A 19,293-nucleotide genomic window follows, 5' to 3' on the forward strand; every position below is an offset into this window, starting at 1 on the left:
CTGGCCCTGGGCAAAAACGAGGGGGCGCCATGCGCCCCCTCTTGCGGCAACCAGGCATTTTAGCCGGTCTTGGACCTTATTTGGACGCGGGTACCGCCACCCACTGCGTCTGCTCGCCACGACGGACCAGCAGGCCCACCGCGCGCGCCTTGTCCAGCTTGGCGACCAGCTCGCCGAACTGCTTGGCGCCGGTGACGTCAGTGTCGTTCAGAGCCAACACGATGTCGCCTTCCTGCAGTCCGGCCTTGGCCGCGGCGCCTTCGGCGATCTTGACCTGCACGCCGCCCTTGATGCGCAGCTTGCGTTGCACCTCGGCCGGCACGTCGATCACGCCCAAGCCCAGCGCGTTGGTGACGTCCGGGGGAGGCACAGCGCCCTTCTTGGCGCCGCCGCCCTTCTCGGCCGGGATTTCACCGACCTTGACCGGCAGCGTGACCGTCTTGCCCTTGCGCCAGACTTCCAGGTCGGCGTTGGTGCCCGGCTTGGTTTCGCCGACGATGCGCGGCAGATCGGACCAGCGCTTGATGGTTTCGCCGTTGAACTTCAGGATCACGTCGCCCGGCTGCACGCCGGCCTTGTCGGCCGGACCGTCCGCCTCGACGCTGCTGACCAGGGCGCCTTCGGCCTTGGGCAGGCCGATGGCTTCGGCCACATCCTTGCCGACCTCGCCGATCTGCACGCCGACGCGGCCACGGGTCACCTTGCCGGTGGCGCGCAGCTGGTCGACCACGCGCATGGCTTCGTCGATGGGGATCGCCAGCGAAATGCCCATGAAGCCGCCGCTGCGCGAGATGATCTGCGAGTTGATGCCGACCGCTTCGCCATCGAGATTGATCAGCGGACCGCCGGAGTTGCCCGGGTTGACCGCGACGTCCGTCTGGATGAACGGCAGATATTCGCCGGTATCGCGGCCAATGGCGCTGACGATGCCGGACGTGACGGTGGAATCCAGGCCGAACGGCGAACCGATGGCCAGCACCCACTGCCCCTTCTTGAGCTTCTTGGGATCGCCGATGACCAGCGGCGTCATGCCCTTGGCCTCAACCTTGATCAGGGCGACGTCGGTGCGCTCATCCGTGCCGATGACCTTGGCCTTGAATTCGCGGCCGTCGGTCAGCGTGACGTAGATGTCAGTTGCGTCGACGACCACGTGGTTATTGGTGAGGATGTAGCCGTCTTCGGAGATGAAGAAGCCCGATCCCACGCCGCGCGGCACGGTGCGCTCTTCGGGCTGCGAAGGCTGCGGACGCTGCCGCGGCGTGGGCGACTGCTGGCCCGGCGGCTGGAAATCCGGCCCGAAGAACCAGCGGAACAGTTCATAGGGATCGTTGCCGCCGCCCATCCCGGGACCGCGCACGGGCACGGTGGCGGTGGTGCGGATGTTGACGACGGCGGGGTCGGCTTTCTCGACGATGGTCGTGAAATCCGGCAAGGCCACCGTCGGCGTCTGCGCCAACGAGGCAGGCGCATAGGCGGTCGACATCAACAGGCCCGCAACCATGGCCGCCAGCAGGCGCCGGAATTGCAGGTTCGACCCCAACATTGTTTTCATAGATTGCTCCGAAATTACTGCTTGCCCGCGGCCGGGGCGGCGGCGGGCACGTACTCCGTGCCCTGGGCCAATTGTTCGAGCGTGGTCAGCGGCACCTCACCCACGGCCGTCAACCAGAAATCGGCGATGCGCGTACCGTAGACCGTGATCGAGCCGCGCTGCGCCGCGCCATGAGGCGGCGTATGGCCGCGCAGGCTGTCGTAGGGCTCGATGAAGACCGAGATCGCCGCCAGGCCGTCCGACAGCACCACCTGGCTGACGGTGCCCGAGCGCCCCATCGAGCGCGCCACCTGCATTATCACGGTGAAACCCTCGGGCGCGGGAATGCGCCAGCCCTGGGCAGCCAGGTCGACCTGCTTCATGGACGGTTCCAGCACCTTCCAGTCGCGGGTATTCCAGCGCGAAGCCAGCGATTGTGGATCGACCTCGGATCCCAGGCGCAAGGACGTGAAGGACACCTGTTCGACCACGCCTCGCGCGGCATTCAGCGTCTGCGCCTTCAGCAGCAGGTTGGTTTCGACGTCGGCACAGAGGCGATAACCGTAGCGCAGCTTGTCCACGGGCTCGATGGTGATCAGCCGGCATTCACGCCCCGCCACCCGATGCAGCGCGGATTCGGCGCGCATCCGGTAGTGCTTGGACAGGTTGGCGGGATCGCCCAGCAACAGACCCGGGAAACGGTCACCGCGGCGGCGCTCGATCAGCACCGTCTTGCGCTCGGGGATCAGGCACTGCACATCTTCGTTGTGGCGCAGATATTCGCGCGGCTGGCCGTCCAGGATTTCCAGGCGCTCACGCTCGCCGGTGCCGTCCAGCACATGGACCAGCCGGGAAGACTGGATGGTCTCGCCCTGCTGATACATGAAAACGCCCGCGTAGTCCTGCTTGCGGGCCGCCTGCTGGATGCGCGACAGCAGCTGCACCACATCTTCAGGCGCGGCGGCAGGCGCGGCATCGGCGGCGCGGGCGGGTTCGGGGGCGGCGAGGAATGCGGCAAACAGCGGGGCGGCGAACCAGGCAGCCCGATGGGCCGGCCAGGTAGCGGCGCGGCCCAGGGCTGGCCAGCGTGTCGGAAGCACTAAGGCCATCAGCGGCCCGCCCCTGTATCGAAGGACACCTGGCGCACGGCGCTGGGGCCGGCCATCTGCCGATGAGCCTCGAGGTAATCACGCAGGCTCGCGTCTTCGGTGCTGGCACCCGCGCTGGCGTCGGCCAGCACGCGGGTCTCGGTGCCCGTCGAGCCGCCGGACAGATAGGGCTGGGCCACCCAGGCCACGGTGGCGACGGCGGCGGCCACGGCCAGGCCGGACAGTCCCATGCGCAAGGGCGAACGACGTCGAGGCGCCGCGACGATGGGCAATTCGGCGTCCAGCGCGCGCGCCAGGCGGGCCTGGAAGGCGGCGCTGGGCGTCAGGGCCAGATCGGAATTGCGCAGGGCATCGCCGATCAGATGATAGGTATCCCAGGTCTGCTGCCCTTCCCGGGTCAACAGGCCAGCGAGGACATCGTCGGATTCTTCTCCGTCCATCCAGGCGGAAACCGACTCTTCCCAGGAAGACTCGGCGATCACGACGGACTTGGCTGCTGTTTGCATGACTGCGACTCCTTACCAGCGACGCTCGGCATCGGTGCCTAGCAATGGGCGCAACTTTGCGGCGATGGCTTCACGCGCGCGGAAAATACGCGAGCGCACCGTGCCGATCGGGCAGTCCATGCTCTGGGCGATGTCTTCGTAACTCATACCTTCGATTTCACGCAGGACGATTGCGGTCCGCAATTCCTCGGGCAATTCCTCGATAGCCGCGTTGACCGTTTGAGCGATCTCGCGACTGGCAACCATCGACTCCGGCGTGCTTATGTCGGTTAGGTTCTCGGTTTCGTTAAAAGTTTCACCGTCTTCCGTTTCTATCGCATTGGGCGCGCTGGGACGGCGTCCCTGGGACGCCAGCCAGTTTCTCGCCGTATTGATGGCGATGCGATACAACCAGGTGTAAAAGGCGCTGTCGCCTCGAAACTGGGGCAAGGCGCGGTAGGCCTTGATGAAGGCCTCCTGCGCCACATCCTCGATTTCCGACGGATCGCGGATCATCCGCGCCAGCAGGCGCAGGATCTTGCGCTGGTACTTCAGGACCAGCAGATCGAAGGCTTTCTTGTCGCCGCGCTGGACGCGGGCGACGAGTTCAGCGTCGACTTCGCGTTCGCTCATTCGGCCTCCCGCGGCGCGGCAGGCGCGGCTGCGCGCGGTTCGACCTGCGCCAGCAGGCACAGGCGACGCCAGGCATCAGGCCGCAGGGCCCGCCGCCAGACGGTAAAGGTGTAGTTGCTGCGAGTAAAGGCCATACTCCCGGTGGGCAAGGGCTGCAAGGTGAGCGTGAGCCACGCCGCCCCTCTGCTGCAACGCAGCAGGCCGGCGTCGCGCCAGCCCGACGGCAGCCGCAATTGCCAGCGGCCGCCCTCAGGGGAGGCTCGCAGCGCGGATACCGGGGACAGGCCGCCACGCAGCGAGTGTAACAGCCCCGCCACGACCACCAGCGCCGCGAGCGCGGCGCCGGCGGCTGGCTGGTCCAGCCAGGCCGCCGACAGCAGCACCGATGCCGCCGCCACGGCGACGGCCAGGCCGGCGAGCGCGGACGCGGCGCGGGGCCGCGTCACCACGGCAAGCACGGCCCGGCGCCCGCGCGCGGGAACTTCCAAGTCAGACCCGGCGAACGGCCATCGAGCCGTTGGTGCCGCCGAAACCGAAGGAGTTCGACAGACCCACGTCGATCTTCATCTGCCGCGCCTCGTTGGCGCAGTAATCCAGATCGCATTCCGGATCCTGATTGAAGATATTGATCGTGGGAGGCGACACCTGGTTGTACACGGCCAGCGTGGTGAACACGGCTTCGATCCCGCCCGCGGCGCCCAGCAAGTGCCCGGTCATGGACTTGGTCGAGTTGACCACCAGCTTCTTGGCGTGATCGCCGAAAGCCAGCTTCAGCGCGTCGGACTCGTTCTTGTCGCCCAGCGGCGTGGAGGTGCCGTGCGCGTTGACGTACTGGACGTCTTCAAGATTGAGGCCGCCGTTGCGCAGCGCATTGAGAATACCGCGGCGCGGGCCGTCCTTGTCGGGAGCCGTGATGTGGTGCGCGTCCGAGCTCATGCCGTAGCCGGCCAACTCGCCATAGATGCGCGCGCCGCGCTTCTTGGCGTGTTCGTACTCTTCCAGCACCAGCACGCCGGCGCCTTCGCCCAGCACGAAGCCGTCGCGGTCACGGTCCCAGGGACGCGAAGCGGTCGTGGGATCGTCGTTGCGCGTCGACAGGGCGCGCATCGCGGCGAAGCCGCCGATGCCTAGCGGGGACACGGTCGATTCGGCTCCGCCTGCCATCATGACATCCGCATCGCCATATTCGATCAGGCGCGCGGCATCGCCGATGCAGTGCAGGCCGGTGGTGCAGGCCGACACGACGGCGTAGCTCGGCCCCTTCATGCCATAGGCGATCGAGAGATGGCCGGAGATCAGGTTGATCAGGGAACCCGGCACGAAGAACGGGGAAATACGGCGTGGACCCTTGGCCAGATACTCGACCTGGGTTTCCTCGATGCGCGGCAGTCCGCCGATGCCCGAGCCCACGATCACGCCGATGCGTTCGGCGTTGGCTTCGTTGACTTCCAGTCCGCAGTCGCGCCATGCCTGCATGCCCGCTGCCAAGCCGTAATGGATGAAGGTATCCATCTGGCGGGCTTCTTTGGACGAGACATAGGCGCTGATGTCGAAGTCTTTGACTTCGCCGGCGATATGGGTGGTGATGGCCGAGGGATCGAAACGGCTGATGCGGCTGATGCCAGAACGTCCGTTGACGATATTGTCCCAAGCGGTGGTGATGTCGTTGCCCACGGGCGAAACGATACCAAGGCCGGTGATGACGACACGTCGCTTCACGGATGACTCCTCAAACAGACAAAAGAAAGGCGGTTTTCGGGATGCGCTGCGCGCGTGGCGCTCGCGACTACGGGCCAGGCTGCGACACCTGCCCCGCGCGCGAACCACGCGGCATTTTCCTGAAACCGCCCCGATTCCCGGCCAGTCCCGAAAAGACGTTTCGGGCCGCCGGAAAGGTATAGGCTGAGCTTACTGCTTGCCGTGCGAATTGATGTAATCAATCGCTTGTTGCACGGTCGTGATCTTTTCGGCCTCTTCGTCGGGGATCTCGGTCTCGAATTCGTCTTCGAGCGCCATGACCAGTTCGACCATGTCGAGCGAATCGGCACCGAGGTCGTCAAGGAAGGAGGATTCGTTCTTGATCTCGGCTTCGTTCACGCCAAGTTGTTCAGCGACGATCTTCTTGACGCGCTGTTCGATGCTTTCCATGCAGATCTCCAAATGGGAAAAATCCCGCGAATTATAGCCAAGCGCAGAGTAAAGCAACGCCCGGCCGTGACAAAATTACATCGCCCACTGATCTGTCGCCGGCATGGCGCAGGAAGCCGGTGTGCGATGCATCCAATGTGAACCGCGCGCCGGGCCGCCAGCCTGCCGGTGGCCCGATATGCGCGTTTCGCGACTTATTGCATGTACATCCCGCCGTTCACGTGCAGGGTGGTGCCGGTAATGTAACCCGCTTGCGGGCCGGACAAAAATGCGACCGCGTGCGCGATGTCGGCGGGCGCGCCCAGGCGGCCCAGCGGAATCTGCTGCAGCAGCGCCGCCGTCTGGGTTTCGCCCAGCGCGCGCGTCATGTCGGTATCGATGAAGCCCGGCGCCACGCAGTTCACGGTAATGTTGCGGCTGCCCAGCTCACGCGCCAGCGCGCGCGCCATGCCAGCCACGCCGGCCTTGGCGGCCGCGTAGTTGGCCTGGCCAGGATTGCCCGACGAACCCACCACCGAGGTCACGTTGATGATGCGTCCCCAGCGGGCCTTCATCATGTTGCGCAGCACGCCGCGCGACAGGCGGAAGACCGAGGCCAGGTTGGTGTCGATGACCGCCGACCAATCGTCGTCTTTCATGCGCATTGCCAGCGTATCGCGGGTGATGCCGGCATTATTGACGAGGATGTGGGGGCCGCCGCTTTCCTTGCCCAGCGCGTCGATGAGCGCGTCGCAGGCTTCGGCGTTGGTCACGTCCAGCACCACGCCGCGGCCGCCGAACGGCGCCAGCGCCTCGGTGATGGCGGCGGCGCCCGACTCGGAAGTGGCGGTGCCGACCACGACGGCGCCACGCGCCGCCAGTTCCAGGGCGATGGCGCGGCCGATGCCGCGCGTGGCGCCCGTCACCAGGGCGGTCTTGCCCTGCAGTTCAGTGGAGTAGTCCATGTCTTTCAGTTTCCGTTGACCGCGGCCAGCGCGGCGTCCAGGGAAGCCGGATCGGTGATGGCCAGGCCGGTGAGTTCGGGGTCGATGCGCTTGGTCAGGCCGGCGAGCACCTTGCCGGGACCGCATTCGATGACGTGCGTGACGCCCTGCGCCTTCATGGCGCGCAGCGTTTCCACCCAACGCACAGGATGCCACGCCTGGCGCACCAGCGCATCGCGGATAGCCCCGGGTTCGACGGGCGATGCCACGTCGACGTTGTTGATCACCGGAATCTGCGGCGCCGACACGTTCACGGCGGCCAGCGCGGTGGCCAGCACGTCGGCGGCAGGCTTGAGCAGGCTGGAGTGGAAAGGCGCCGACACCGGCAGCAGCAGCGCGCGCTTGGCGCCGGCGGCCTTGGCCAGCTCACAGGCACGCTCGACGGCAGCCTTGTGGCCGGCGATCACGACCTGGGCGGGCGCATTGAAATTCACGGCCTCCACGACCTCGCCCTGGGCGGCCGAGACGCAGGCGGCGCGCACGGCGTCGTCGTCCAGGCCCAGGATGGCGGCCATGGCGCCAGTGCCCACGGGCACGGCGGCCTGCATGGCGTCGGCGCGCACGCGCACCAGGCGCACGGCGTCTTCCAGCGCCAGCGAACCGGCGGCGGTCAGCGCGGCGTACTCGCCCAGGCTATGACCGGCCACCACGTCGGGCTTGCGGCCGCCAGCGGCCAGCCAGGCGTTGTAGAACGCCACGCCGGCGGTCAGCATGGCGGGCTGAGTGTTGGTGGTCAGGTTGAGCTGTTCGACCGGACCCTGCGCGATCAGCGCGGCCAGGTCCTGCCCCAGGGCGGCCGAAGCGCGCGCCACGGAGTCGGTGACGGCGGCCACGCCCGACCAGGCGTCCAGCATGCCGACGGCTTGAGAGCCCTGGCCAGGAAAGACAAAAGCGATTTTCATGGTCATGGTTAAGCGTGTGGATGAATTCTGAGTCTGTGGGAGCGGCAGGCGATCGCGACGGCGGCTTGCGCCGCCCCGCGAGCACCCGCCTCTTACATGCGGGCGAGCACCGAGCCCCAGGTGAAACCGCCGCCCACGCCTTGCATCAGGATGAGCTGGCCGGGCTTGACGCGACCGTCGCGGCGCGCGGCATCCAGCGCCAGGGGCACGCTGGCCGCGGAGGTATTGGCATGCTGGTCGACGGTGATGACGACCTTCTCTGTCGGCACGCTGAGCTTGCGCGCCAGGAAATTCAGGATGCGAACGTTGGCCTGGTGCGGAATCAGCCAGTCCACTTCGCTGACTTCCACGCCGGCCTCGGCGCAGGTGTCGCGCGCGGAGCGGTCCAGCACCGTGACAGCCTGCTTGAAGACGGCCTGGCCATCCATGCGCAGGAAGGGATCACCGGTGACGCTGCCGTAGGCGACGTTGCCTTCGGCGCTGAGGATCTTGGTCTGCGAGCCATCGGCATGCAGCTGGGCGGCCAGGATGCCGGGCTTGTCGGAAGCCTTGAGGATCACGGCGCCGGCGCCGTCACCGAACAGCACGCAGGTCTTGCGGTCGTTCCAGTCCAGGATGCGCGAGAACACCTCGGCGCCGATGACCAGCGCGCAGCGGGCACGGCCAGCGCGGATGAAGCTGTCGGCGGTGGTCAGCGCATAGACAAAGCCGCTGCACACGGCCTGCACGTCGAAGGCGGCGGAGCCCTTGGCGCCCAGGTTGGCCTGCACCAGGCAGGCAGTGCTGGGAAATACGAAGTCCGGCGTGGATGTCGCCAGGACGATGAGATCGATCTCGGACGCCTCGACGCCGGCGTCGGCCATCGCGCGGCGCGCCGCCTCGGTGGCCAGCTGGCTGGTGGTCACGCCGCGTTCGGCGAGATGGCGCTGGCGGATGCCGGTGCGCTCGACGATCCACTCGTCGGAAGTGGCGATATCGCGCGTCGCCAGCTCGGCGGCCAGCGCGTCATTCGAAACCACGCGTTCCGGCAGGAAGCTGCCGGTGCCCGCGATCACGGAATATTTCATTGCGGTATCCATCAAGCGATGTCCCCGGCCGCGTTCGGCGCGGGCGCGGACGCGCCGTCGCCAGACTGAACGCGCCTGGTGATCTGGGCGACCGTCTGCGCGGTGCGCTCCAGCAGTTTACTCACGACGGCTTCACGGGCGCGCTGCAGGGCGAAGCCGAAGGCGTAGGCGTCCGCCGAACCGTGGCTCTTGATCACGACGCCACGCAAGCCCAGCAAGGCGGCGCCGTTGTAGCGGCGGTTGTCGACGCGGTTGCGCAGGCGGTTGAGCACTGGTTTGGCCAGCGCGCCCGCCAGGAGCGTGATGAGGTTGCGTTTGAATTCCTCGCGGATGACGCTGGACAGCATCTTGGCCAGCCCTTCCACGGACTTGAGCACGACGTTGCCGACGAAGCCGTCGCAGACCACCACGTCGACGGTGCCCTTGAAGATGTCATTGCCTTCCACGTTGCCGTAGAAGTTCAGCGGGCTGGAGCGCAGGAGCTCGGCGGCTTCCTTGACGACCTCGTTGCCCTTGATGACTTCCTCGCCGATGTTGAGCAGCCCCACCGTGGGGTTGTCGCGGTGGTCCACCGCCTGCGTCAGCGCGGCGCCCATGATGGCGAATTGCAGCAGGTGCTCGGCCGTGCAGTCCACGTTCGCGCCCAGGTCCAGCACCGTGGTGGCACGGCCGGTCTGGTTCGGAATGGACGTGGCGATCGCCGGGCGGTCGATGCCGTCCAGCGTCTTGAGCACGTAGCGGGAAATGGCCATCCAGGCGCCGGTATTGCCCGCGGAAACGCAGGCGTCGGCGCGCCCGTCCTTGACGGACTGGGCGGCCAGGCGCATGGAGGAGTCTTTCTTGCGGCGCAGGGCGACTTCGACGGGGTCGTCCATCGTGACGACTTCGGAAGCCGCGACGATCTCAAGGCGATCACGGTCGACGCCGCGGTGCTCGGAGAGCGCCGCTTCGATGGCGTCGGGAAGCCCGACCAGCAATAGCCGGGTATCCGGAAATTGCCGGGCGAACTCGATCGCAGCCGGAATCGTGACGGGCAGACCGAAGTCTCCGCCCATGCAGTCTATGGCGATGCGTATCACGGGGGCCAGGTATCAGCGCTCAGCCGAAATGGTCCGGGTACGAGTTCGGCCCGGGGGCCTTATTCGTCGGCCTTGGTCTTCAGGACCTTGCGGCCGCGGTAGAAGCCGTTGGGGCTGATGTGGTGACGCAGGTGCGTTTCGCCGGTGGTCGGCTCGATAGCCGTCGACGGGTTCACCAGAAAATCATGCGAACGGTGCATACCGCGCTTGGACGGGGACTTCTTGTTTTGTTGAACAGCCATGATGACTCCTAGAAACGGGGCGCATTGTACGCGATGCGGCCCGATGTTGATCTCAATCTTTGTGCTTCAGTTGTTCCAGCACCGCAAACGGCGACGGACGCTTGACAACGGGCTCTTGGGAAGCATCGCCGTCATTGGCCTGCGCGCCCGGGCATACATCATGCTTGGGCACATACGGAACGCTCAGAATGAGCTCATCCTCGATCTGGGCCAACAGATCGAAATGATGCGACCCCACCACCTTTTCGGGTTGATCAGGCGCAAAACCTTGTCCTTCTTCGCCGTCATCGTCCTCGTCGCTCTCGTCGTCTCCCTGCCCTGAGGCGGAAAACCCATCGTCGAGATCGTCTTCGGACTTGACCAGATGCAGCAGCGTCTGGCTATCGACCGGATAAGCGAACGGCGCATTGCAGCGCTGGCAAATCACAACCGGATTGGCCTGCACGTGCAGGTGCAGCAACGGCTCGCCGGCGAGCAAGCCGGACTTGCCTTGTTCGCCGCGCACGGACCAGGTCACCAGACCCGCCACACCAGCAGACTGCTCGGGCAGCCCATCGGTAAAACGCGTCAGGCGCACCAGCGGCACCGTACCCTGCGCTTCCTTGCCCAATCGGGCAAACGCGAAGGCATCGATGCGATCCACGCCGCCATTGCTCTTGCCGCCCGCGCCCTTGGCACGGCCGCCATTGCCGCCATTCTTGCCGTCAGCGCCACCGCTATCGCCCGAGCCAGGCATGCGCTTGGCGTCCTTGGTCTCGTTGCTCATGTGGTGATGTTCCTGCAAAAATGCCGCAAAACGTTAGATAATACTGTGACTTACGTACTAGCGTCAAATTCCGCATGCCTTCACAGCCTCGCCTGATTCTTGCCTCCAGCTCCCGTTACCGCAAGGAACTGCTTTCCCGCCTGCGCCTGCCCTTCATCGCGATTTCCCCCGATGTGGACGAAACGCCACAACCCGGCGAGACGCCGGAAGCGCTGGCGCTGCGCCTGTCCGTCGCCAAGGCCCGGGCGGTGGTGTCCGCCCACCCCGGCTGCGTCGTTATCGGCTCGGACCAGGTTGCCACCGTGGACGGGCAACCCATCGGCAAACCAGGAGATTTCGAGCGCGCCCGGGTTCAATTGCGGGCGCTGGCCGGCCAGACCGTCGAATTCCACAGCGCGCTGGCCGTTACCGACGGCGTGCGGACCGAAAAGGCAGATATCGTCACCCGCTGCCGCTTCCGCCCTCTGTCCGATCAGGCAATCGACGCCTATCTGCGGGCGGAAGAGCCCTACGATACCGCAGGCAGCGCCAAGGCGGAAAGCCTGGGCATCGCCCTGATGGAGAGCATCCAGAGCGACGACCCGACCGCCATCATCGGGCTGCCCCTGATCGCGCTGACCAGCATGCTGGCGCGCTTCGGCCTGGACCCGCTGGCCGCTCCCGGAGCCGCGGCATGAGCGGCGCGCTGCACCTGATTCCCGTCGGCCTGGGCGAAGCGGCGCCGGAACGCTGGCTGCCGGCCGAGGTCCGCGCCCTGGCGGGCAGGCTGGATACCTATATCGCCGAGAACGCCAAGACCGCCCGCGCCTTCCTGAAGCTGGTCGGCACCGAGCGGCCGCTGCAGGAAATCACCATCCACACACTGAGCGACAAGGCCGACGACGGACAGATCCAGGCCTGGCTGCAAAGCGCGCGTCAAGGCGGTGAAATCGGACTGGTTTCCGAGGCGGGCTGCCCCGCCGTCGCCGACCCCGGCGCCAAGGTCGTGGCCGCCGCCCATCGCCTGGGCATCGCGGTGCGACCCTGGGTCGGCCCCTCCTCCATCCTGCTGGGACTGATGGCCAGCGGCCTGGACGGACAGCGCTTCGCCTTCCACGGCTATGCGCCGGTGGACGCGGGCGAGCGAGCCAAGCAGCTGCGCGCCTGGGAGCAGCATTCCGCCCGCCACGACCAGACCCAGTTGCTGATCGAAACCCCCTACCGCAACGCCGCCATGTACGCCACGCTGCTGGCCAGCCTCAAGGGCGACACCCGGCTGTGCGTGGCGCGATCCCTCACCACCAGCGATGAATGGGTAGCCACCCACACCATCGCCGAGTGGAAGAAACTGCCCGCCCCCCAGCTCGACAAGCTGCCTACCCTGTTCCTGTTCCTGGCCCGCTGACCATGCTTCGACTTTCCCTCATCCTGGCCGCCGCGGCGGTCCTGGCGGGCTGCGCCACGCGCGGCCCCGCCGGCCTGGACCTGGACACCTCGGTAAACGCCGTCAGCCAGAGCAGCCGCGTACGCGCCATCGTGATCCACTACACCACCGAAGACGACGCGCGCTCCATGCAGTTGCTATCCAAGGGCAAGGTCAGCGCGCACTACCTGCTGAGCCCCGCGGGTCGCGCCCACCGCCTGGTCGACGAAACGCGCGCCGCCTGGCACGCCGGCAACAGCTCCTGGTATGGCATCACCGCCATGAACAGCACGTCCATCGGCATCGAACTGGTCAACCCCGGCTGGACCCAGGGCGCGGACGGCGGCCGCGTCTGGCACGCCTATGACGACCGCCAGATCCGCGCCCTGACCATCCTGGTGCGCGACCTGATCCAGCGCCATGGCGTCGCGCCGGAGAACGTGGTGGGCCACAGCGACATCGCGCCGCAGCGCAAGGTGGATCCCGGCCCGCTGTTCCCGTGGAAGCAGCTGGCGGCCGCCGGCATCGGCCGCTGGTACGACGAGGCCGGCGCGGCGGCGCAGCTTGCGCGCCTGCAGGCCGAGCCGCTGCCTGCGCCCGCATGGTTCCAGCAGCAGCTGCAACGCCTGGGCTACGCCAGCCCGCAAACGGGCACGCTGGACCGCGCCACCATCAACGTGCTGGCGGCCTTCCAGATGCATTACCGCCCGGCGCGCTACGACGGCCAGCCCGACGCTGAAACCGCGGCAATCATGATGGCGATGCCCTGAGACCCGGCCCCGCCGGCGCGCAAGACCACGAGCGGCGGTCGGCAGCCGCCCGCGCTCAGGAACGGCGCCGCCACCAGTCGGCCACCCGCCAGCCCAGCAGCACCGCCAGCACGGCGGCGTAGATCATGGGCTGTTCCAGGTCGTTCTTGCCCGCCTTGTGCCACCAGTAGTGCAACACCGCCAGCAAGCCGATGGCGTACACCGCCCGGTGCAGGCGCTGCCAGCGCTTGCCCAGCCTGCGCATGGCCCATTGCGTGGACGTCGCCGCCAGCGCCGCCATCAGCACGAAGGCGGCAAAGCCCACTGTGATGAAGGGCCGCTCGCCGATATCGGCCAGCATCTGCCCAGGGTCGAATCCCCGGTCCCACCAGACCCAGGCCATGAAATGCAGGAAGCCGTAGAAGAAGGCAAACAGCCCGCACATGCGGCGCAGGCGCACCAGCGCCGGCTGCCCGGTCAGACGGCGCAAAGGCGTGATGGCCAGCGTGACCAGCAGGCAGACCAGCGTCCAGGTGCCGGACGAACGGGTCAGGAACTCCACCGGATTGGCCGTCAAGCCATTGTTCAGCCCCAGCCAGACCCAACGGGCGAAAGGCGTCAGCCCCAGCAGGAACAGCGCGGGCTTGGCGCGCCCGACCGCAAGAGCCGACCACCGGGCCTTGGGCGAGACGGCATCGCGGCGCGTGTCGGCGGCCGTGGCGGCCTTGGGCGCGGGCGCGTCGGTCCGGGCCATGCGCGCCTCAGTAATTGGCCTTCAGGTCCATGCCCTGGTAAAGGGCAGCGACCTGCTCCGCATAACCATTGAAAGGCAGCGTCTTGCGTTTCGGACTGAACAGGCCATCCTCGCCGATGCGCCGCTCGCTGGCCTGGCTCCAACGCGGATGTGGCACGGCCGGATTCACATTGGCGTAGAAGCCGTACTCCTGCGGCGCTGCCTTGATCCAGGAAGACACCGGCTGCTTTTCGACCAGCCGGATCTTGACCAGCGACTTGGCCGACTTGAAGCCGTACTTCCACGGCACCGCCAGCCGCAAGGGCGCACCATTCTGATTGGGCAGGACCTTGCCGTACAGGCCGAACACCAGCATGGCCAGCGGGTGCATGGCCTCGTCGATGCGCAGGCCTTCCACGTACGGCCAGTCCAGCACCGCCGCGCGCACGCCCGGCATGTTGTCGCGCTGCACGACGGTCACGAACTCGACGTACTTCGCATTGGCGGTCGGCTCGACCTGCTTGAGCAGGGCGGACAGCGAATAGCCCACCCAGGGAATGACCATGGACCAGCCTTCGACGCAACGCAGCCGGTAGACCCGCTCTTCCATGGGCGCGAGCTTGAGCAGCTCTTCGATATCGAAGGTGCGCGGCTTGCCGACCTCGCCTTCGACGCTCACCGTCCAGGGGCGCGTCTGCAACTTGCCCGCATGGGCCGCCGGGTCGCTCTTGTCCAGACCGAATTCATAGTAGTTGTTGTAGGACGTGATATCAGACAGGGAGGTCTGCTTGTCCATGACGCTCAGGGGGCTCGCCTGCCCGGGCAGCGCGCCCAGTTCGCCCGCAGGCGCATTCGCGGCCCGGGCGCGGCTCGTCCACCCCGACAAGCCCAGGCCCGCGGCAGCGGCGCCCGCTCCCAGGATCAGGTCGCGCCGGGCGCGCCAGACCCGTTCGGGCGTGATCTCGGACGGCAGGATGGCGTCGGGCTTGCGTATCAGCATCGTGATCTCCGAAGTCGGCGGCCGCGGAAAACACGCGGCGCAATCCATGGACGACTGTGCGCCCCATGATATTCCGCGCCGGGCGAAATGCGCCGATCTTCAGCCTGCGCCCGCCCGGCACGTCACACCAGGCAGATAGACCGGATCAGGAGCAAGACGTTCCGGAGCACGATGACACGGCTCCGCCGGATCACGGGGATTCCGGTTGAAGGAAACGTCGCCGGCGAGCATCGACCCGCGATCAGGCGGCGGCGCGCACCCGGTCAAGCAGCCACTCGCGAACCAGCGGCACGCTGCCCAGCACGGCCTGGGGCGAGCAACCTTCGAGTTCCTTCAGGGTGTGCGCGCCGTAGGTCACGCCCAGCCCATGCACGCCGGCGTTCACGGCCATCTGCAGGTCGTGCGAGGTGTCCCCCACCATCAACACCTGTTCCGGCGCCACGTCCAGTTCCTGCATCAGCTCATGCAGCATGGCCGGATGCGGCTTGCTGAAGGTCTCGTCGGCGGTGCGGGTGGCGGCGAACCTGGGCCCCAGGCCGGTGGCGGCCAACGCGCGGTTCAGGCCGACACGGCTCTTGCCGGTCGCCACGGCCAGCTGGATGCCCTGCCCGGCCAGCGCATCCAGCATCTCGGGCACGCCGTCGAACAGGCGCAGCTCGGGATCACGCAGCAGGTAGTGGGTGCGATAGCGTTCAAGGAAGCGCGGCACCATGGCCTGCGTCAGTTCGGGCACCGCGCGGCGCAGCGCGCTTTCCAGGGACAGACCGATGACCCAGCTGGCATCGGAAGCCGAGGGCACGGGCAGTTCCAGATCACGGCAGGCGCCTTGGATGGCGGCCACGATGCTGTGAGTGGAATCCATCAAGGTGCCGTCCCAATCGAACACCACCAGCGTATACATAGACATCAGACAGACTCCAACTGTTTCAACAACTTCAGGCATGCGGGGGGCAAATCCGCCGTCAGCGTCAGGGTTTCGCCCGTCAGCGGATGCGCCAGCGTCAGGCGATGCGCATGCAGGAACATGCGCCCGAATCCCTGGCGCGAAAACTGCGCCCGGACCTCGTCGTTGCCATACTTGTCGTCGCCCACGATGGGAAACCCGCTGGAAGCCAGGTGGACCCGGATCTGGTGGGTACGCCCCGTGCGCAACTCCGCGTCCACCAGGCTGTAACCGCCGAAACGCTGCTTCAGGCTGACGATAGTATGCGCACGTTGGCCGTCCGGATCCACCTTGACCCGGCGCTCGCCGCTCTGCGTGGTCCATTTGGACAGGCTCAGCTTGATGTGCTGGCGGTCGTTGACCCAATCGCCTTCGACCAGCGCCAGGTAGTGCTTCTCGCCCTTGCCCTCGCGCAGCATGGCATGCAGGGCCAGCAGCGCGTTGCGCTTCTTGGCGACCATGAGCAGGCCCGAGGTTTCCCGATCCAGCCGGTGGACCAGTTCCAGGAATTTCGCCTGCGGCCGGGCGGCGCGCAACTGCTCGATCACGCCAAAAGACACGCCGCTGCCGCCGTGGACCGCCACGCCGGCAGGCTTGTCGACCACCAGCATGGCGTCGTCCTCGTAGACCACCGGAAACTCGGCGGCCGGAACGGGCTTGGGCGCGCCGGGATCGGGCAGCCTCAGGGGCGGAATGCGGACAATGTCGCCCTCGGCCACCCGGTAATCGGCCTGGCTACGTCCCTTGTTTACCCGCACCTCGCCACCGCGGATCGCCTTATAGATATGCGTCTTGGGCACGCCTTTACACAGCCGCAGCAGGTAATTGTCCAGGCGTTGGCCGGCATGTTCGGCGTCGACCTCGACCATTCGGACGGCGGGGGGGCTTGCAGGGGAGGAAGTTTCTTTGCGCATTGCGGAAAGCGACATATAATCGGGACAGCCTTAAGGGGCTGAACTAGCCGCCTGGCGTAGAGATGCAACAAGTACGCAACTCCGTCGAGCGCGCGGGCCGCCATTGTACTGCCTGCTGATTCAACCCCTGGGTCTCTTGGTCGCCGGCGCAACCGCGGCCTGCCGGACAGTGGTGTGGCATTCACTTTTTGCCCGCTGTCGCCGCAGGTCCGTTGCTTGCCGCAAGCGCCCTGAAGCATCGCAAGAATCGTCGCATCTACTATTTAAAGCACCAGTTGCGCGTCGGCATCCATTCCTGCCGCAACTGACGTTCACAGCACATTCCGTCAAACCACACTCAGTGAAGCTGACCCTCCTGCTGACAGAACCCCGTGCCGTACGGCACGACGTGCCCGCCTGACTCGCGGCGGATACGCCTGGGCGCCGCCCAGGTACGGTCCGCATTCTTCTTGCCCGCTTCAGCCGCTGCGCCCGAGTGACCCGAGGTCACGCGCCGATATCGGCGCGTCATGACAACGGAGAACCCCTCTCATGAAGCGCATGCTGTTCAATGCGACGCACCAGGAAGAATTGCGCGTCGCTATCGTTGATGGGCAGAAGCTCATCGACCTCGACATCGAGACTGCCGGCCGCGAACAACGCAAAGGCAACATCTACAAAGGTGTCATCACCCGCATCGAACCCGGCCTCGAAGCCTGCTTCGTCAACTACGGCGAAGACCGTCACGGCTTCCTGCCCTTCAAGGAAGTGGCCCGCAGCTACTTCAAGGAAGGCGTGGACGTGCGCAGCGCGCGCATCCAGGACGCCCTGCGCGAAGGCCAGGAACTGATCGTCCAGGTTGAAAAGGAAGAGCGCGGCAACAAGGGCGCTGCCCTGACCACGTTCATCTCGCTGGCCGGCCGCTACCTGGTCCTGATGCCCAACAACCCCCGTGGCGGTGGCGTTTCGCGCCGCGTCGAGGGCGAGGACCGCCAGGAACTGCGCGACACGATGGAGCAGCTCGAGCTGCCCCAGGGCATGAGCATCATCGCCCGCACTGCCGGCATCGGCCGCAACGTCGAAGAGCTCCAGTGGGACCTGTCCTACCTGTTGCAGCTCTGGACGGCGATCGACGGCGCGGCGCGCGACAATTCCGCGCCCATCCTGATCTATCTCGAGTCCAGCCTGGTCATCCGCGCCATCCGCGACTATTTCTCCCCGGAAATCGGTGAAATCCTCATCGACACCGACGAGATCGCCGACCAGGCCACCGCGTTCATGAGCGTGGTGATGCCGGACAACGTCCAGCGCGTCAAGCGCTACCGCGACGACATCCCGCTGTTCTCGCGTTTCCAGATCGAACACCAGATCGAAACGGCCTACTCCCGCACCGTGCAGCTGCCGTCCGGCGGCGCCGTGGTCATCGACCACACCGAGGCGCTGGTGTCCGTGGACGTCAACTCGGCCCGCTCCACCCGCGGCGCCGACATCGAGGAAACCGCGCTGCGCACCAACGTGGAAGCGGCCGACGAAGTGGCCCGCCAGTTGCGCCTGCGCGACCTGGGCGGCCTGATCGTCATCGACTTCATCGACATGGAGGACAGCAAGAACCAGCGCGCCGTCGAACAGCGCCTGCGTGATGCCCTGCATTTCGACCGCGCCCGCGTGCAGATGGGCAAGATCTCCCGTTTCGGCCTGATGGAACTGTCGCGCCAGCGCCTGCGTCCGGCCCTGAACGAAGGCTCGCACATCACCTGCCCGCGCTGCAACGGCACCGGCGTGATCCGCGACGCGGAGTCCAGCGCCCTGCACGTCCTGCGCCTGCTGCAGGAAGAGGCCATGAAGGAAAACACCGCGGCGGTGCACGCCCAGGTGCCGGTGGACGTGGCCACCTACCTGCTGAACGAAAAGCGCTCCGACATCACCAAGATGGAAGCGCGTCTGAAGGTCAACCTGCTGCTGATTCCCAACAAGCACCTGGAAACGCCGCATCACCACATCGAGCGCCTGCGTCATGACGACCCGCGCCTCGAGGAAGTGAAGACCAGCTTCGAGCTGGTCGAGGCCCCGTCCACGGATGCCGCCTGGCAGCCGCGCGAGCACGAGGTCAAGAGCCGTCCGGAAGCGCTGGTCAAGGGCATCACGCCCTCGCAACCCGCGCCCGTGTCCACGCCCGCCCCGGCGCCGGCCGCCGCCGCGCCCGCTCCTGCCGCCTCCGGCGGTCTGGGCGGCCTGTTCAAGCGTCTGGTCGGCTGGCTGACCGGCAATGGCGACAGCGCCAAGCCCGCCGCTACCCCCGCCGCTCAGGAAGACACCGCCAAGCGCGGCGCCTCCGGCCGCGGCAAGGGCCGCCACGACGGCCAGGACCGCCGCGGCGAACGCCATGGCTCTGACCGCAACCGCAACCGCCGCAACGAAGCGCGCGGCGACAGCGCTGAAGGCGCCGAAGGCGGCCGCCAGCACGTGCGCGGCAACCGCCGTGCCGAAGGCGAGCGCGCCGAGCGTCCGGAACGCGCCGAACGGCCGGAACGTGGCGAGCGCCAGGGCCGTAACCACGCCCACGCCGCACGCGCCCCCGCCGCGCCGGCCCACAACCGCCCCGACCAGGCAGGCCAGGCCGGCGGCCAC

General features: G+C 66.8%; 21 protein-coding genes. 4 read left to right on the forward strand and 17 right to left on the reverse strand.

Features of this window, described 5'->3' with window-relative positions:
* Positions 1-76: 76 nt before the first annotated feature.
* The 13 genes from KDH83_RS10690 to KDH83_RS10750 all read right to left on the reverse strand — a co-directional run bounded on the left by KDH83_RS10690 (position 77) and on the right by KDH83_RS10750 (position 10,945).
* Positions 77-1,552, reverse strand: coding sequence for a DegQ family serine endoprotease (locus KDH83_RS10690; RefSeq protein ID WP_212315293.1), 1,476 nt, complete (start codon positions 1,550-1,552; stop codon positions 77-79).
* A gap of 14 nt (positions 1,553-1,566) precedes the next feature.
* Positions 1,567-2,640 carry a MucB/RseB C-terminal domain-containing protein gene (locus KDH83_RS10695; RefSeq protein ID WP_212315301.1) on the reverse strand — a complete coding sequence of 358 codons (1,074 nt, stop codon included), beginning with the start codon at positions 2,638-2,640 and terminating at the stop codon, positions 1,567-1,569.
* Positions 2,640-3,146, reverse strand: coding sequence for a sigma-E factor negative regulatory protein (locus tag KDH83_RS10700; RefSeq protein ID WP_212315303.1), 507 nt, complete (start codon positions 3,144-3,146; stop codon positions 2,640-2,642). The genes KDH83_RS10695 and KDH83_RS10700 overlap by 1 nt, the downstream gene beginning before the upstream one ends.
* 12 nt (positions 3,147-3,158) lie before the next feature.
* Positions 3,159-3,758 carry an RNA polymerase sigma factor RpoE gene (gene rpoE, locus KDH83_RS10705; protein ID WP_212315305.1) on the reverse strand — a complete coding sequence of 200 codons (600 nt, stop codon included), beginning with the start codon at positions 3,756-3,758 and terminating at the stop codon, positions 3,159-3,161.
* Positions 3,755-4,207 (reverse strand): hypothetical protein, encoded by a 453-nt coding sequence (locus tag KDH83_RS10710; protein ID WP_212315307.1) that lies wholly within the window; start codon positions 4,205-4,207, stop codon positions 3,755-3,757. Before KDH83_RS10710 ends, rpoE begins: the two co-directional genes overlap by 4 nt.
* 40 nt (positions 4,208-4,247) lie before the next feature.
* The gene (gene fabF / locus KDH83_RS10715; protein ID WP_212315309.1) at positions 4,248-5,477 is read right to left on the reverse strand and encodes a beta-ketoacyl-ACP synthase II; all 1,230 of its coding nucleotides are present in this window, start codon (positions 5,475-5,477) and stop codon (positions 4,248-4,250) included.
* Positions 5,478-5,666: 189 nt separating this feature from the next.
* Positions 5,667-5,906 carry an acyl carrier protein gene (acpP, locus tag KDH83_RS10720; RefSeq protein ID WP_003813816.1) on the reverse strand — a complete coding sequence of 80 codons (240 nt, stop codon included), beginning with the start codon at positions 5,904-5,906 and terminating at the stop codon, positions 5,667-5,669.
* A 194-nt stretch (positions 5,907-6,100) separates the two neighbouring features.
* A complete protein-coding gene (gene fabG, locus KDH83_RS10725) occupies positions 6,101-6,850 on the reverse strand; it encodes a 3-oxoacyl-ACP reductase FabG (RefSeq protein WP_103273137.1) in 750 nt (249 codons plus the stop codon).
* Positions 6,851-6,855: 5 nt separating this feature from the next.
* A complete protein-coding gene (gene fabD, locus KDH83_RS10730) occupies positions 6,856-7,791 on the reverse strand; it encodes an ACP S-malonyltransferase (protein ID WP_212315329.1) in 936 nt (311 codons plus the stop codon).
* A gap of 92 nt (positions 7,792-7,883) precedes the next feature.
* The gene (locus KDH83_RS10735; RefSeq protein ID WP_212315311.1) at positions 7,884-8,870 is read right to left on the reverse strand and encodes a beta-ketoacyl-ACP synthase III; all 987 of its coding nucleotides are present in this window, start codon (positions 8,868-8,870) and stop codon (positions 7,884-7,886) included.
* Positions 8,870-9,937: a phosphate acyltransferase PlsX gene (gene plsX, locus KDH83_RS10740; protein WP_103273135.1), complete on the reverse strand. Its 1,068-nt coding sequence runs from the start codon at positions 9,935-9,937 to the stop codon at positions 8,870-8,872. The genes KDH83_RS10735 and plsX overlap by 1 nt, the downstream gene beginning before the upstream one ends.
* Positions 9,938-9,996: 59 nt before the next feature.
* The gene (gene rpmF / locus KDH83_RS10745; RefSeq protein WP_006389284.1) at positions 9,997-10,179 is read right to left on the reverse strand and encodes a 50S ribosomal protein L32; all 183 of its coding nucleotides are present in this window, start codon (positions 10,177-10,179) and stop codon (positions 9,997-9,999) included.
* A 52-nt stretch (positions 10,180-10,231) separates the two neighbouring features.
* Entirely contained in the window at positions 10,232-10,945 is a 714-nt protein-coding gene (locus KDH83_RS10750; protein WP_249205011.1) for a DUF177 domain-containing protein, read from the reverse strand.
* Positions 10,946-11,019: 74 nt separating this feature from the next.
* On the opposite strand from KDH83_RS10750, the gene KDH83_RS10755 reads away from it, so the two are divergent.
* The 3 genes from KDH83_RS10755 to KDH83_RS10765 are packed head-to-tail and all read left to right on the forward strand — an operon-like array spanning position 11,020 to position 13,117.
* Entirely contained in the window at positions 11,020-11,622 is a 603-nt protein-coding gene (locus KDH83_RS10755) for a Maf-like protein (RefSeq protein WP_212315313.1), read from the forward strand.
* Positions 11,619-12,329 (forward strand): SAM-dependent methyltransferase, encoded by a 711-nt coding sequence (locus tag KDH83_RS10760; protein WP_212315316.1) that lies wholly within the window; start codon positions 11,619-11,621, stop codon positions 12,327-12,329. Before KDH83_RS10755 ends, KDH83_RS10760 begins: the two co-directional genes overlap by 4 nt.
* A gap of 2 nt (positions 12,330-12,331) precedes the next feature.
* The gene (locus tag KDH83_RS10765) at positions 12,332-13,117 is read left to right on the forward strand and encodes an N-acetylmuramoyl-L-alanine amidase (RefSeq protein WP_212315318.1); all 786 of its coding nucleotides are present in this window, start codon (positions 12,332-12,334) and stop codon (positions 13,115-13,117) included.
* A 55-nt stretch (positions 13,118-13,172) separates the two neighbouring features.
* Here the strand turns inward: KDH83_RS10765 and msrQ are convergent, their stop codons facing one another.
* The 4 genes from msrQ to KDH83_RS10785 form a co-directional block, all read right to left on the reverse strand.
* On the reverse strand, positions 13,173-13,850 hold the full coding sequence (gene msrQ, locus KDH83_RS10770; RefSeq protein WP_212315320.1) for a protein-methionine-sulfoxide reductase heme-binding subunit MsrQ: 678 nt from the start codon (positions 13,848-13,850) through the stop codon (positions 13,173-13,175).
* Between the two features lie 7 nt (positions 13,851-13,857).
* Positions 13,858-14,829: a protein-methionine-sulfoxide reductase catalytic subunit MsrP gene (gene msrP / locus KDH83_RS10775; protein ID WP_212315322.1), complete on the reverse strand. Its 972-nt coding sequence runs from the start codon at positions 14,827-14,829 to the stop codon at positions 13,858-13,860.
* Between the two features lie 241 nt (positions 14,830-15,070).
* A complete protein-coding gene (locus KDH83_RS10780; protein ID WP_212315323.1) occupies positions 15,071-15,736 on the reverse strand; it encodes an HAD family hydrolase in 666 nt (221 codons plus the stop codon).
* Positions 15,736-16,701: an RluA family pseudouridine synthase gene (locus tag KDH83_RS10785; RefSeq protein ID WP_212315325.1), complete on the reverse strand. Its 966-nt coding sequence runs from the start codon at positions 16,699-16,701 to the stop codon at positions 15,736-15,738. Before KDH83_RS10785 ends, KDH83_RS10780 begins: the two co-directional genes overlap by 1 nt.
* 516 nt (positions 16,702-17,217) lie before the next feature.
* Here KDH83_RS10785 and KDH83_RS10790 point away from each other — a divergent pair.
* Positions 17,218-19,293: Rne/Rng family ribonuclease (locus KDH83_RS10790; RefSeq protein ID WP_249205012.1), on the forward strand; the 2,076-nt coding region annotated here is incomplete at its 3' end.

Origin of the sequence: Achromobacter sp. Marseille-Q0513, from assembly GCF_018195695.1 — a bacterium.
GTDB lineage: Bacteria > Pseudomonadota > Gammaproteobacteria > Burkholderiales > Burkholderiaceae_B > Achromobacter.